The 12884-nt window shown below is 39.0% G+C and carries 14 protein-coding genes; 13 read left to right on the top strand and 1 reads right to left on the bottom strand.

All coding sequences use genetic code 11. The annotated features are described in order from the left end of the window. The first annotated feature begins 91 nt into the window (after positions 1-91). The 13 genes from CARFE_RS0110135 (at position 92) to CARFE_RS0110080 (ending at position 11597) form a co-directional block, all read left to right on the top strand. Positions 92-931 (top strand): beta/alpha barrel domain-containing protein, encoded by an 840-nt coding sequence (locus tag CARFE_RS0110135; protein ID WP_034542028.1) that lies wholly within the window; start codon positions 92-94, stop codon positions 929-931. Continuing rightward, positions 921-1811: a molybdopterin-binding protein gene (locus CARFE_RS0110130; RefSeq protein ID WP_028052677.1), complete on the top strand. Its 891-nt coding sequence runs from the start codon at positions 921-923 to the stop codon at positions 1809-1811. Before CARFE_RS0110135 ends, CARFE_RS0110130 begins: the two co-directional genes overlap by 11 nt. Positions 1812-1834: 23 nt before the next feature. Beyond that, positions 1835-2623, top strand: a complete 789-nt coding sequence (locus tag CARFE_RS0110125) for a 2-keto-4-pentenoate hydratase (RefSeq protein WP_028052676.1) — start codon at positions 1835-1837, stop codon at positions 2621-2623. 35 nt (positions 2624-2658) lie between these two features. Continuing rightward, the gene (locus tag CARFE_RS0110120; RefSeq protein ID WP_028052675.1) at positions 2659-3558 is read left to right on the top strand and encodes an acetaldehyde dehydrogenase (acetylating); all 900 of its coding nucleotides are present in this window, start codon (positions 2659-2661) and stop codon (positions 3556-3558) included. After that, positions 3551-4561, top strand: coding sequence for a 4-hydroxy-2-oxovalerate aldolase (gene dmpG, locus CARFE_RS0110115; RefSeq protein ID WP_028052674.1), 1011 nt, complete (start codon positions 3551-3553; stop codon positions 4559-4561). Before CARFE_RS0110120 ends, dmpG begins: the two co-directional genes overlap by 8 nt. A 224-nt stretch (positions 4562-4785) precedes the next feature. Beyond that, complete coding sequence (gene larE, locus CARFE_RS0110110) at positions 4786-5613, top strand: ATP-dependent sacrificial sulfur transferase LarE (RefSeq protein WP_028052673.1); 828 nt, start codon at positions 4786-4788, stop codon at positions 5611-5613. Beyond that, positions 5606-6367 carry a nickel pincer cofactor biosynthesis protein LarB gene (gene larB / locus CARFE_RS0110105; protein ID WP_028052672.1) on the top strand — a complete coding sequence of 254 codons (762 nt, stop codon included), beginning with the start codon at positions 5606-5608 and terminating at the stop codon, positions 6365-6367. Before larE ends, larB begins: the two co-directional genes overlap by 8 nt. Continuing rightward, positions 6364-7569: a nickel pincer cofactor biosynthesis protein LarC gene (gene larC, locus CARFE_RS0110100; RefSeq protein WP_028052671.1), complete on the top strand. Its 1206-nt coding sequence runs from the start codon at positions 6364-6366 to the stop codon at positions 7567-7569. Before larB ends, larC begins: the two co-directional genes overlap by 4 nt. 39 nt (positions 7570-7608) lie before the next feature. Continuing rightward, positions 7609-7908, top strand: coding sequence for an LbetaH domain-containing protein (locus tag CARFE_RS16595; RefSeq protein ID WP_051250276.1), 300 nt, complete (start codon positions 7609-7611; stop codon positions 7906-7908). A 27-nt stretch (positions 7909-7935) separates the two neighbouring features. After that, positions 7936-8151 carry an LbetaH domain-containing protein gene (locus tag CARFE_RS16590; protein ID WP_051250275.1) on the top strand — a complete coding sequence of 72 codons (216 nt, stop codon included), beginning with the start codon at positions 7936-7938 and terminating at the stop codon, positions 8149-8151. A gap of 116 nt (positions 8152-8267) precedes the next feature. Beyond that, positions 8268-9371, top strand: a complete 1104-nt coding sequence (locus tag CARFE_RS0110090; protein ID WP_028052670.1) for a M24 family metallopeptidase — start codon at positions 8268-8270, stop codon at positions 9369-9371. A gap of 165 nt (positions 9372-9536) precedes the next feature. After that, a complete protein-coding gene (locus CARFE_RS0110085; protein ID WP_028052669.1) occupies positions 9537-9782 on the top strand; it encodes a MoaD/ThiS family protein in 246 nt (81 codons plus the stop codon). 45 nt (positions 9783-9827) lie between these two features. Beyond that, a complete protein-coding gene (locus CARFE_RS0110080) occupies positions 9828-11597 on the top strand; it encodes an aldehyde ferredoxin oxidoreductase family protein (RefSeq protein ID WP_028052668.1) in 1770 nt (589 codons plus the stop codon). Here the strand turns inward: CARFE_RS0110080 and CARFE_RS0110075 are convergent. Further along, positions 11577-12779, bottom strand: a complete 1203-nt coding sequence (locus tag CARFE_RS0110075) for a hypothetical protein (RefSeq protein ID WP_028052667.1) — start codon at positions 12777-12779, stop codon at positions 11577-11579. The two genes, CARFE_RS0110080 and CARFE_RS0110075, sit on opposite strands and share 21 nt — an antisense overlap. Positions 12780-12884 lie beyond the last annotated feature (105 nt).

The raw sequence follows: 12884 nt of genomic DNA, 5'->3' as shown, positions 1-12884 counted from the left end.
GGTGCTCCTTTCTGTTTTAAGCACCTAATGGCGGGTTAAAAAATGCAGAAAGGAGCACCTCCATTTTTAAAATTGGATTGTGGAGGCAAATATGAATTTCAATAACTCTGGAGATATTCGCGATATCTTATTTTCTAAAATAATGCAAAAGCATTTCACAGCTCAGATTAAAGCTGAAAATGGCGGGATTATTGCTGGGGCCCAAAATGCATATAATGCTTTGAAACAACTTGGTTTAGAAATCGAATATTTTGTTTCTGACGGAACGGAAGTCCAACCGGAAACAGTCATTGCCCGCTTTAAAGGAAATCCCAAACAAATTGCGCAAGCGGAAGAAGTAGTAATGGGTTATTTAATGAAAACTTCCGGAATTGCTACTGCCACCCGGAGGGCGATTAATTTGGCCGAAGGCAAGATCAGGATTGTTTCCGGGGCATGGAAAAAGATGCCTTCCGAAATGAAGCAATTAGTAAGGGAAGCGATTGCTGTTGGTGGCGGAGCTTTTCGCATACTTGATGTTCCCTTTGTTTATTTGGACAAGAATTATATTCGCATGTTTGGAAGTATTGTTGAAGCATTAAAGAGTGCCGAGGTATTTGGTGATAGGTATAAAGTAGTCCAGCTAAGAGGCGAAATGAAAGACATTAAAGAGGAAACAATTGAAGCGGCTACAAATGGAGCTTATGTGCTCATGATAGATACAGGCAAAATTTCTGACGTTAAAATTGTTAATAGTACGTTGGAAGAGCTTGGAGTAAGAAAAGAAAAGCTTGTAGCTTTTGCAGGAGGAGTAAAAATTAATGCTATTCCTAGTTATATTGGTTTAGGGATAGATATTCTCGATATAGGATCCGAAATAGTTGATGCGCCACTAATGGATATGAAATTAGATGTAATAAGCGAAGGAAAGGAGGGAGAGGATGGAACTTAACCTTTTAGAAAAGACAGAACTGTGGATCGAAAATATCAAATTACAAAATGCTAATTTATCAACAATTGCCGAAGTTGTGGCCGATGTTCTTGAAATCCCGAGGGATAAAGTACTTGTGGTGGATGTCAGGGAAAATCATATTACTTTAGACATTTTACAAAAAACAATTCAGGCTGAACAGGTATTTGGCAAAAAGCAACAATTATTAAAAAAGCTGTCGGAAATACCGGGAGTTAATATCGTACCGGAAACTGACATTCATTCGGAAGGCATATTGGGCTTTATTTCCCTTGATGAATCCGAGGTACCTCAGGTTTTAGCGAGAACCGAAAAGATTGTTGATGAAATAAAAATGAAGATTGCGAAAAGAGTTATTGTTTTTCCGACAGGTTTTGAAGTTAAAAGGGGAATGATTGCTGATACCAATACCCCGTATATTATGCAGCGGATGACCGAAGCTGGTTATAAAGTAACTAAGGGAGAAATTCTGGATGATTCTGCTGATTACATCGCAGCGAAGTTAAATGATGCCGTAAATTCGGGCTACGGCTTAATAATTACTACTGGGGGTATTGGAGCTGAAGATAAAGACAGGACGGTTGAGGGAGTTTTGCTTGTGGACCCGCAAGCAGCAACTCCTTATATTGTTAAGTACCAGCAAGGAACGGGACGCCATGAAAAAAATGGCGTGCGAATTGCTGTTGGTATGGTGGGAAACAGTTTAATTGTCTCTCTACCAGGGCCACATGATGAAGTTAAGTTAGCTCTGGATGTGCTTATAAGGGCTCTTGATGAGGGGAAAAGCAAGGAAAAAATTGCCCAGGAAATTGCCGGTATTTTGCGGGCCAAATTGCAAGCGGCAGGTTTTAAACATCATTAAAATAAATTAAGAGGAGGGAGAATATGGATAAAACTGCTTTACAAGCAGCAGCGGAATCGCTCTGGAAAGCCAGTCAAGAAAGAAAAGCATTAGAACAGCCTTTAACGGAAATTTATCCTGATATTACTATTGGTGATGCTTACCAGATTCAGTTAATTAATGTAGACAAGAAAAAAGCTCTGGGACGTAAAGTTGTTGGTAAAAAAATAGGTTTAACCAGCCGGGCAATGCAGCAAATGTTAGGAGTTCATGAGCCGGATTACGGGCATGTAACTGATGACATGATTGGCGATGAAGAGGTTGCTATTTCTCGTTCCAAATTATTGCAACCCAAAATTGAAGCGGAAATTGCTTTTGTTTTAAAGGACAGGCTTGTAGGTCCTGGAGTTACTTTAACGAAAGTATTGCAAGCGACAGCAGGAGTAATTCCAGTATTTGAAATAATTGATAGCCGGATTAAAGACTGGAAGATTAAGATTCAGGATACTATTGCCGATAATGCTTCCAGTGCGATGGTTGTTTTAGGAAGTAAATTAATACCGGTAGATCAGGTTAATCTTAAATATGTTGGGTTAGTATTAGAAAAAAATGGAGAGATTATTGATACCGCGGCCGGAGCTGCGGTTTTAGGGCACCCTGCATTAGCTGTTGCCTGGCTTGCCAATAAACTTTCCGAGTTTGGTATTGCCTTGGAACCGGGGGAGATTATTTTATCCGGTTCGCTGACTAAAGCGTATGAAGTTACCGGTAATGACCATTTTGTTGCCAATTTCGGGCCTCTTGGTTCGGTTAAAGTAAAATTTACTGATTAATGATTAAAAATTAATATGGCAAAGGAGTGAAGCAAATGTCGAACAAAATTAAAGCTGCCATTATCGGTCCTGGCAATATCGGGATGGATTTAATGTTTAAATTAATGAGAAGTAAATATATTGATGTTGACACAGTTGTTGGCATTATTCCGGAATCGGAAGGACTGGCATTGGCCAGAAAGTATGGAAAGAAGACTAGTGCTGAAGGAATAAAAGCAATTTTAGGAAATAAGGATATTAAAATAGTTTTTGATGCTACCAGTGCCAAAGCTCATTTAAAACACGCTCCTTTATTAGAACAAGATGGTAAAATTGCTATCGACCTGACACCTGCAGCAGTTGGTCCTTATTGTGTTCCTGCAGTAACTATGGAGGAACAATTAAATTGCAAAAATGTTAATATGGTTACTTGTGCCGGACAAGCTACTACACCGATTGTTTATGCAATTAACAAAATTGCCGATGTAAAATATGCTGAAATAGTAGCTACAATAAGTAGCCGGAGTGCTGGTCCCGGAACGCGGCAGAATATTGACGAATTTACCGAAACTACGGCAAAAGCCCTGGAAAAAATTGGCGGGGCCGATAAAGGAAAAGCAATAATTATTCTTAACCCGGCTGAACCGCCAATTATGATGCGAAATACTATTTACACCCGGGTAGCAAATCCAGATGCTCCTGGAATTATCGAGGCAATAGAAGAAATGGTGGAGAAGATCAAAAAATACGTTCCTGGTTATCGCTTGAAAGTTCCTCCAATCATTGATGGAGATAAGATTACCACAATAATTGAAGTTGAAGGTGAGGGGGCCTATTTGCCCAAATATGCCGGTAATCTTGATATAATCACCGCAGCAGCAGTAGCTTTTGCTGATGAAGTAGCTAAAAAGTTGCTGGCTGAGGAGCAAGCTAAGGAGGTTAGAGCACATGGCTAAAAAGATTAGGATAATTGACAGTACTTTAAGAGATGGAATGCATGCGGTAAGTCACCAGTTCACACCCGAGGAAATGGCAGAAATTGCAGCAGGACTGGATGCGGCAGGGATTGACACAATTGAAGTGAGCCATGGTGATGGATTGGGTGGTTCGAGCTACAATTATGGATTTGCGGCTGCAAAAGACGAAGATTATTTAAAAGCGGTATCTCAAGTTCTAAAAAATTCAAAGTTAGGTGTCCTTTTGCTGCCAGGAATTGGTACTGCTCATGATTTGGAGATGGCTGCAAAATTTGGTGCAAAAGTTGTGCGAGTTGCTACCCATTGTACGGAAGCCGATATTGGCGAACAGCATATCAAGATTGCCAAAGAATTAGGAATGGAAGCCATTGGATTTCTAATGATGAGCCATATGGTTCCTCCAGAAAAACTTGTGGAGCAAGCGAAATTGTTTGAAAGTTACGGAGCAGATGCGGTTTATGTTACAGATTCTGCTGGAGCAATGACTCCGTATGATGTTAAGGTGCGCATTGAAGCGGTTAAAGCTGCCGTTAGCGTGCCTGTTGGGTTTCATGCTCACAATAATTTAGGGTTAGCGATTGGTAATACTCTGGCAGCTATCGAAGCTGGAGCAACTTATGTTGACGGCACCGCGCGAGGACTTGGAGCAGGGGCCGGAAATTCACAAACGGAAATTTTGGTTGCTGTTCTGGCAAAGTTAGGTTATGAAACTGGTGTTGATTTGTATAAAATTATGGATGTAGCAGAAGAAGTTGTTGCTCCTAAAATGAGAAGACCGCAAATTGTTGATAAAGCGGCATTAAGTTTAGGTTATGCGGGTGTTTACGGAAGCTTTCTCTTACATGCAATGCGGGCCGCAGAAAAGTTTAAAGTTGATGTTCGTGATATTTTAATAGAGTTAGGAAAATTAAAAACTGTTGGCGGGCAAGAAGATATGATAGTTGATGTTGCCTATGAATTAAGTAAAGCAAAGAAGCAATAAATGTTTTTTTATTTCAATTAATAAAAACAGAATACGACAATGATGAATAACTCGAACAATTATTGGAAAGCAGGCCAGAAGAACTCTGGCCTGCTTTAGCGGTTTTTTCGCTGATATGTTACGAATTTGTTATAACTTTATAGTATAATTTTTATGGTTAAAAAACATATAAGGTAAGATATTTAGCCTTAAAAATAATAATATTAACTGGAGGTTAGAAGTTAATGGATCAGGTCAGAAGACACAAGCTTGAGAAACTACAAAATATTTTACAGGAAATGGGAAGTGTCGTGGTTGCTTTTTCAGGGGGTGTTGACAGTACCTTTCTCTTAAAAGTTGCAAGAGATGTACTGGGAGATAACGTGCTTGCTGTTACTGCAACTTCATCAACTTATCCGGCCATAGAGCTGGAAGAAGCAAAAAAATTGGCCCAAACTTTTGGAGTTCGTCATCTTATTATTGAATCAGAAGAGTTGGATATTGAAGAGTTTGTCAATAACCCACCCAATCGTTGTTATTTCTGCAAAAAAGAGTTGTTTTCAAAGCTTCTACAGGTTGCAAAAAAAGAAGGATTTTCTTTTGTTTTAGATGGGTCCAACGCTGACGATTTAAATGACTTTCGCCCCGGGATGAAAGCGGCTAAAGAGTTAGGAGTGCGAAGTCCTCTAAAAGAAGCGGGCTTAAAAAAAGACGATATTAGGTATTTATCTAAGGAAATGGGGATACCTACATGGAATAAACCTTCTTTTGCCTGTTTAAGTTCACGTTTTCCTTATGGGACAAAAATAACAAAAGAAAAATTAAATCAAGTTGATAGAGGAGAAAACTTTTTAAGAGCGCTCGGGTTTCAGCAATTTCGCCTAAGACATCATGGCGAAATTGCTCGAATCGAGGTAAAAAAGGAGCAATTTCCACTATTAATAGAAAAAGCTCAAGAGATAGTGGAGAAGTTAAAAGACTACGGTTTTACCTATGTAACATTGGATCTTGAAGGTTATCGAACCGGAAGTATGAATGAACCTCTTTTAAGAAAGGGCGAAATTTATGAATGAAAAAAAGCTTCGTCAATTACTTATTAGCATTCAAAATAAAGAAATTAGTATAGATGAAGGAATAGCAAGATTAAAAGGTTTACCTTTTGATGATTTAGGCTTTGCAAAAGTTGATCATCACCGGCAATTACGCCAGGGGTTTCCAGAGGTTGTTTATTGTGCAGGGAAAACCAAAGAACAGATAGTAGCAATAATGGAAAACCTGGTAAATAAATCAGAAAATAATATTTTGGCAACAAGAGCATCACGGGAAGTTTATGAAGCGGTAGTTAAAAAAATACCGGATGCGGTGTATTACGAATTAGCAAGGGCTATAGTAGTCTGGCGGGGAGAGCAGGAAAAACGCGGGCATATACTGGTTATAAGTGCGGGAACTTCCGATATTCCGGTAGCCGAGGAAGCGGTAATAACTGCAGAAGTTATGGGAAACCGGGTGGAGCGCCTTTATGATACGGGAGTTGCAGGTATTCACCGTTTATTGAGTCAAAAGGAGAAACTATTTGCTGCACGGGTTTTAATTGTAGTAGCCGGAATGGAAGGAGCCTTAGCCAGTGTAGTTGCCGGATTGGTAGATAAGCCAGTAATTGCGGTACCAACAAGTGTTGGTTATGGAGCAAATTTTGGGGGACTTGCGGCATTACTTACTATGCTTAATAGCTGTGCCAGTGGAGTCGGTGTGGTGAATATTGATAATGGTTTTGGAGCCGGATATTTAGCAAGTTTAATAAATCGATTGGGAGAGGTTGAGTCATGAAAATTGCCTATTTTCATTGTTTTGCCGGAATAAGTGGTGACATGATCTTAGGAGCTTTAATTGATGCAGGGTTGGATTTCGAACAATTAAAAGCTGACTTAGCTAAACTATCATTGGATGGTTGTGAGCTACAAGTAAAAAAAGTAAAGAAACAAGGAATAAGTGCGACCAAAGTAGATGTAATAATAGAGGAGGAACATGCACACCGTCATCTTCAGGACATAAAGAAAATCATAAGCGAAAGCTCGTTACCAGCGGTTGTAAAAGAAAAGAGTATCCAAATTTTCACTCGTCTGGCTGAGGCGGAGGCCAAAGTCCATCAAACCACATTAGATAAGGTACATTTTCATGAAGTTGGGGCAAAAGATGCGATAGTTGATATAGTCGGTGCAGTAATAGGGCTATGGCGTTTAGGAATAGAAGAGATATATTCTTCGCCCATTCATACCGGGACGGGTTTTACTCAAAGTGCTCATGGGAGAATTCCTGTTCCGGCACCGGCAACGTTAGAACTTTTAAAAGGTTGTCCCATTTACAGTGAAGGTATTGAGGCAGAGCTTACAACGCCAACGGGTGCGGCAATTCTTACATCATTTTGTAAGGAATACGGAGATATGCCGCTTATGGAAGTAACCCAAATAGGTTATGGAGCTGGTGAACGGGATTTGGAGATTCCAAATGTTTTGCGCTTGAATATTGGGGTTAAACGGGAAGAAAAAGGTTTTTATAAACATACCGGTAGGGAAAAGGGTTTTCACCAAGGAGAAGCAGTAAAAATCGAAGCGAACATAGATGATATGAACCCTGAATTTTACGATTATTTAATTACCAAATTTTTAAAAGCAGGGGCAATGGATGTCTATTTGGAAAGAGTGCAGATGAAGAAAAACAGGCCAGCGATTCTGCTCAATTTGCTGGTTCATGCTCACCAAGTGGAAGAGTTTTGCCGGCTGATCTTTGCAGAGACCACCACAATTGGTGTCCGCACCTATCCGGTTAAGAAATACATGTTGCCCTATGAAATTATTTCGGTGGAAACGGAATTTGGTCCGGTACCGGTAAAGGTAGCTAAATATCAGGGAGTTGTCCAAAACATAACCCCCGAATATGAGGTTTGTCGAAAAATCGCCGAAGAGCAGCAAAAACCACTTAAAGAAATTTATGATTTGGTAAAGTTCCGTGCTTATCAGAGGTTAACGTAAGTTAATTTTAGGTCAGATTAAAATGAGAGGGGGAAAAAATTGTTGTATCCTAACCCTTTTGGCAACTATCCGGTGATCGGTAGAAATACTTATGTTCACCCCTCTGCTCAAATAATTGGTCGGGTGGAGATAGGAGAAAATTGTTTTATAGGGCCCAATGCTGTTATTCGCGCAGATGAGCCGGAAAAAGGGAAAGTAAGCCCAATAATAATAGGTAACAATGTTAATGTGCAGGATGGAGTAATTATCCATGCTTTAGCAGGAACTGAAGTAAGAATTGGTAATAATGTTTCTCTAGCTCATGGAGCAATTATCCATGGTCCAGTAGTAATTAAATAAAACTGTTTTGTTGGATTTGGTGCACTGGTGTTTAAAGCGGTTTTAAATGAATGGGTATTTGTAGGACATAGGGCAGTAGTTCAGGAAAGGGAAATTGAAAGAGAAAAATTTGTGCCTGAAGGAGTAATTTTGACTACTGAGTATTCTTTACCAGTTCTTTCTTCCGATCAAAAAGAATTTATTAAAAAAGTTTGCCGGATAAATTTGATCTTAACAAAACAATACTTGTTAAGTGACAAATAATCCTTTTAGATTGGGCCATCTTTACACCCTTTTGTTAGAATTAAAGGTAAAACAAAACAAAAATATTCTTCTGAGATGAAAAAATCAAAATTTTTTTTTGCGAAGAAGTGATTCATATGGCAGCAAAGTTTATTTATAGGATAAAAAAGGTACAACGATTAATGACTGAGAGAAAAATAGATATTTTAGTGGTCGTAAAGCGAGAAAACATAATATATTTAAACGGTCTAACTCAAATAGAAAATATGGCTGTATTAATTCCGGTAGAAGGTGAACCGTGTATAATTGCCAACTGGTTGGATGCTGACTATATTGAGGAAGAGTCTGGATTAAAAACTTTTAGCTATTTTAAACCGAGAGAAAATTTAGGAGATAAGATTGCCAAGCGTATAAATGCCTATGGATTTAGGAATGTAATAATCGGCTTAGAAAAATATTTCATTTCTAATATGGTTTTTGAAACTATCAAAAAAGCTCTACCAGAAGCAAAATTTATTGATGCATCTGATTTGTTTTATAAGGTAAGAGCGATTAAAGAACCAAGTGAGGTTGAAAAAATCAAGCAGGCAGCAGTTATGGTATGCAAGGGAATGGAAACAGCTTTGAATCTTATACGTCCCGGAGTAAGTATGTTAGAACTTAGTAAAGAAGTTGAATATGCCCTGCTTAAAAGTAGTTCAAATAGAATACCATTTCGAATTCAAATAGTATCTGGTGAGCGTGGACTATTAAACTATGCTACATCAAGTTGTAAATATATTAAGGAAGGAAATATTGTATTAGTTTTTCTTGAGGCAATCTATGAAGGATATTTTGCAAAAATATGTCGAACCGTAGCTATTGGGAAAATACCCTTGGAACAGGAATTGTTATTTGAAAATTTATTGGAGGCTCAAGAAAAAGCAATTGCAGCATTAAGACCAGGTGCTAAGGCTTGGGAAGTTGACTTTACAGCACGAAGGATTTTTAAAAAGTTAGGACTTGAAAATCAATTTATGGATATAATTGGATATGGATTTGGATTACGTCCAATTGAGTATTTCCCGATTATTGGTAGAAAATATCATGATCTTATTGAAGCTGGAATGGTAATAGAATTATTTTCACCTAAAATTTATGTAAAGGATAGAGGTGGCCCAAGAATTACGGACTTAATATATGTGGGAGAAGATGAGAATGAAATATTAACCGTCTTTCCCAGGAAATTATTTAGAATATAAAATTTTTATTTTTCAAATGTTTTGCTAATTGGCGTAATATAAGTTAAATTTTATGAGTGAAAATTTTTTAGCATTTCTGTTATAAAGGAAACTATAATAACAGTGGAAGTCATAGGAAATATAGTACTAACGTTAAGCCAGGGACAAAAAAGCAGGTGAGGTATTATGTCCACCATTTCAGTGCAAGTAAAAGTCGACAACTTTTTATTAAAAAATTCATCGAGATTGAAGGCTTGCCATGAAATAGTGGAAGTTCCAGAACAATCTTCTATCAGCACTCTTCTTGAAATTATAGGATTAAATAAAAATCTTATAAGTTTTGTTACTGTTAACGGGGAACGCAAGGATTTAGCTTACAGGCTGCACGAAAAGGATGTGGTGGCCTTTTACCCTTATATTTCTGGCGGGTAAAATTATGGAGGGTTACTTAGAATTCAGAAAGGAGGGAGAACATAATTGCAGGGTTTTTATGGGAAGATATTAAGGATTAACCTTACCGATAAGTCTTACCGTGTGGAAGAACTCAGTGAAGAGATATTGAAAAAATATTTAGGCGGGAAAGGGCTGGGGTCATATCTTCTCCTTAACAATGTCGTTCCCGGAATCGATCCCCTTTCTCCGGATAATAAGCTTATTTTTACTGCAGGCCCAGCTGCTGGAACAGGAATGTTAGGTTCCAGCCGGTATGGCGTATTTAGCAAATCGCCCTTAACAGGTTTATATGCTGAATCATATTCCGGAGGAAAAGTAGCTCCTGTCATGAGAAAAACAGGCTATGATGCGATTATTCTGGAAGGAGCTTCTTCTGAGCCAGTATATTTAGAAATAACTGATAGTACAGTAAAGTTCCACGATGCTACCCATCTCTGGGGCAAAGATACCTATTATACTGAAGATAAAGTTCTTGAAGAAGTAGGCGTTCCTGGGGCTCAAGCGGTGGTCATTGGGCCGGCAGGTGAAAATTTAGTACGTTTTGCATGTATTGAAAACAACTACTGGCGCTCGGCAGGACGTACCGGCCTGGGTGCGGTGATGGGTTCCAAAAAAGTCAAGGCTGTTGTTTTTCATGGTCAGGCCAAAGGTGAAATTGCCGATCCTGAGTTATTAAAAAGCTTGATTAAATCTATTAGCCAAAAAGCTAAAAATAATCCGGGAGTTAAGGCTTACCAGATGTACGGTACTACCCAAATGGTAAGAATTATGAATGGGGCTAAAGCTTTTCCTACAAAATACTGGTCTAATGGTACCTATGAGCACTGGGAAGAGATTAGTGGAGATAGTTTAATCACCAATTTTGAGGTCAAGCCCAGGAGCTGTCCCAATTGCTTTCTGGCTTGTGGCAAACTGACTACCGTGAAGGAAGGGAAGTACGCGGGTTTAACGGTAGAGGGGCCGGAGTATGAAACCATTTATGCCTTTGGCGGTCTATGCTGCATTAACCGTTTAGATGAAATTTTAAAATTAAATGACATATGCGATCGGTTGGGTATGGATACCATTACCGCGGGTAATTTAGCAGCCTTTGCTATTGAAGCGGTTAATAGAGGAAAGATAAAGGCGGATTTACAATATGGAAATGCCGAAGGCATTGCCTGCTTACTGGAAGATATTGCCTATGGCAGGGGCATTGGGGCAATCCTGGCTCAGGGTATTAAAAAAGCTTCAGAGGAGTGGGGAATGGAAGATGTGGCAATCCACGTAAAGGGTTTAGAGCCGGCAGGATATGATCCTCGAGTTCTTAAAGGGATGGGTTTAGCCTATGCAACTTCAACGAGAGGTGCCTGTCACTTAAGAGCTACTTTTTATAAAGCTGAACTAAGCGGTATGATTGACCCGGCAACAATAGAGGGCAAAGCCAGATTGTTTATAGAGTTTGAAAATCGTTTAACGATATTTAACACCCAAATTTTGTGCGTATTTTTCCGGGATTTAATCCAGTGGCCCGAGCTTATTCAATTAATTAAGGCAGTAACCGGCTGGGAATACACCCAGCAGGAATTAGAAGAAATGGCCAATAGGATTGTCACTTTAACCAGGGTGTTTAACAGCCGGGAAGGGGCAACTAAAGCTCAGGATACGTTGCCGAAACGTTTCTTTTCGGAACCGATCAATGAAGGCAAAAATAGTATTTCCGAGGAAGAACTATCTTATATGGTAAATGAGTACTACCGTTTGCGGGGATGGGATGACCAAGGATTTCCAACCTCAGAGCCATGTTTCTTTTAAACCTACCTTTAAAATTGTTTGATTAAATGGTAAATAACGGAGAGAAGTTTCTTGACTAAAAGCTACAGGTTTTTCCAAGAAATTGTGTTTTTTATTAAAAAGCTGCAATCTTTTTAATAATTTTTTTTTGTTTTTATCTATTTCTTCTTGTCTGCAGAGGGAAAGAATTGTTAATTCTGCCGGAGCCGTTAGTAAGCCAAGAAAACGAAGTTGTCGGGATGGTGCAAGCTTATAAATCCGGTATGGGTATGAGTCGGCAAGATAGTAACCCGAAAAGTTAAAAATAGGAACTGGGCCAGTGGCATTTTCGGGTAAAATGGATTTAATACTGGCCAACAAGTGTTGTACTGAAGAGGTAGTAGTAAAACTAAAAGTTGGAGATAATTCACTGACTTCTACGGAGTTTTGCACCTGAAAAAGTTTAAAGGCTTGACCAACTTTGAAAAGAGCTAAAGCGTAATGGTAGCCAAACAGCACGGCAGCACCCCGGGCTATTTGGAACAAAGGAGCAAGATCGGAAACTTTACCGCAAGTTTGCGGTAAAAAATTATCGGTTACACAAACCGCTTCATTTTCTACCCAAAATATCCCGGGAGAATACGGAATAAAGAATTCCCTTAGTTGTTGAAGATAAGGGTGAATGGTAGCGGTAAAAGCAGCAGCCATCAGTAAGGCTTTTTCTCTTTCCCGAAAGCCCAAATGCGGATAATTTTGCGATTTTAAAATTACTGCTGGAGTGAATTTTGTAATAACGCGGAAAGCTTTATTTTCTTTTTCTGGATAAACCATAGCAAAAGGTGAAATAAGGGAAACCACTTGAGCTTTTTTAATTTGCTCTTCCCTGGCTTTTAAGGTACTAATAAGCTTTTCGGGGGTTACTTGCAAAATCTCTACTTTTTTTTGGATGCCTCTGGGAGCCGAAAAAGAAGTATTGAACTGTTCTGGAACAAGACGTAAATGAAAAATTGGTTTAAGGTTACTCTGATTTTCTAAAGAAAAGGGAGGAGTAAGGTAAATTTTGCGGACATCCTGCTTTGATAATCCCAAGTGGGTAAGGCAGTTTTGTAATTCAACTAAAAAGCTTTGCGCGGAGAACTTTCCTTCATATAAAAGGTGCCTGCCCGCTCCAGCAATAAGAGTCCCGGATTGACCATTGAAAAGTACTCCCAATACAATTTTCACGAAAATACCTCCTTGTTGCGGTAGTGGTTTGGATATAGCCTTTCCAAGGGCAGGTAGGTAGTGCGGTAGCCGAAGCATTGTGGTCCCACTACATCTAAAGCTTTT

The sequence above is a fragment of the Carboxydothermus ferrireducens DSM 11255 genome (assembly GCF_000427565.1).
Lineage (GTDB): Bacteria > Bacillota > Z-2901 > Carboxydothermales > Carboxydothermaceae > Carboxydothermus > Carboxydothermus hydrogenoformans.
This window is presented reverse-complemented; position numbering and strand designations above follow the sequence as displayed.

Excerpts from the sequence above, each read along its gene's own strand:
- CARFE_RS0110135 (WP_034542028.1), top strand. The coding sequence starts at position 92 with ATGAATTTCAATAACTCTGGAGATATTCGCGATATCTTATTTTCTAAA.
- CARFE_RS0110130 (WP_028052677.1), top strand. The coding sequence starts at position 921 with ATGGAACTTAACCTTTTAGAAAAGACAGAACTGTGGATCGAAAATATC.
- CARFE_RS0110125 (WP_028052676.1), top strand. The coding sequence starts at position 1,835 with ATGGATAAAACTGCTTTACAAGCAGCAGCGGAATCGCTCTGGAAAGCC.
- CARFE_RS0110120 (WP_028052675.1), top strand. The coding sequence starts at position 2,659 with ATGTCGAACAAAATTAAAGCTGCCATTATCGGTCCTGGCAATATCGGG.
- dmpG (WP_028052674.1), top strand. The coding sequence starts at position 3,551 with ATGGCTAAAAAGATTAGGATAATTGACAGTACTTTAAGAGATGGAATG.
- larE (WP_028052673.1), top strand. The coding sequence starts at position 4,786 with ATGGATCAGGTCAGAAGACACAAGCTTGAGAAACTACAAAATATTTTA.
- larB (WP_028052672.1), top strand. The coding sequence starts at position 5,606 with ATGAATGAAAAAAAGCTTCGTCAATTACTTATTAGCATTCAAAATAAA.
- larC (WP_028052671.1), top strand. The coding sequence starts at position 6,364 with ATGAAAATTGCCTATTTTCATTGTTTTGCCGGAATAAGTGGTGACATG.
- CARFE_RS0110090 (WP_028052670.1), top strand. The coding sequence starts at position 8,268 with ATGGCAGCAAAGTTTATTTATAGGATAAAAAAGGTACAACGATTAATG.
- CARFE_RS0110085 (WP_028052669.1), top strand. The coding sequence starts at position 9,537 with ATGTCCACCATTTCAGTGCAAGTAAAAGTCGACAACTTTTTATTAAAA.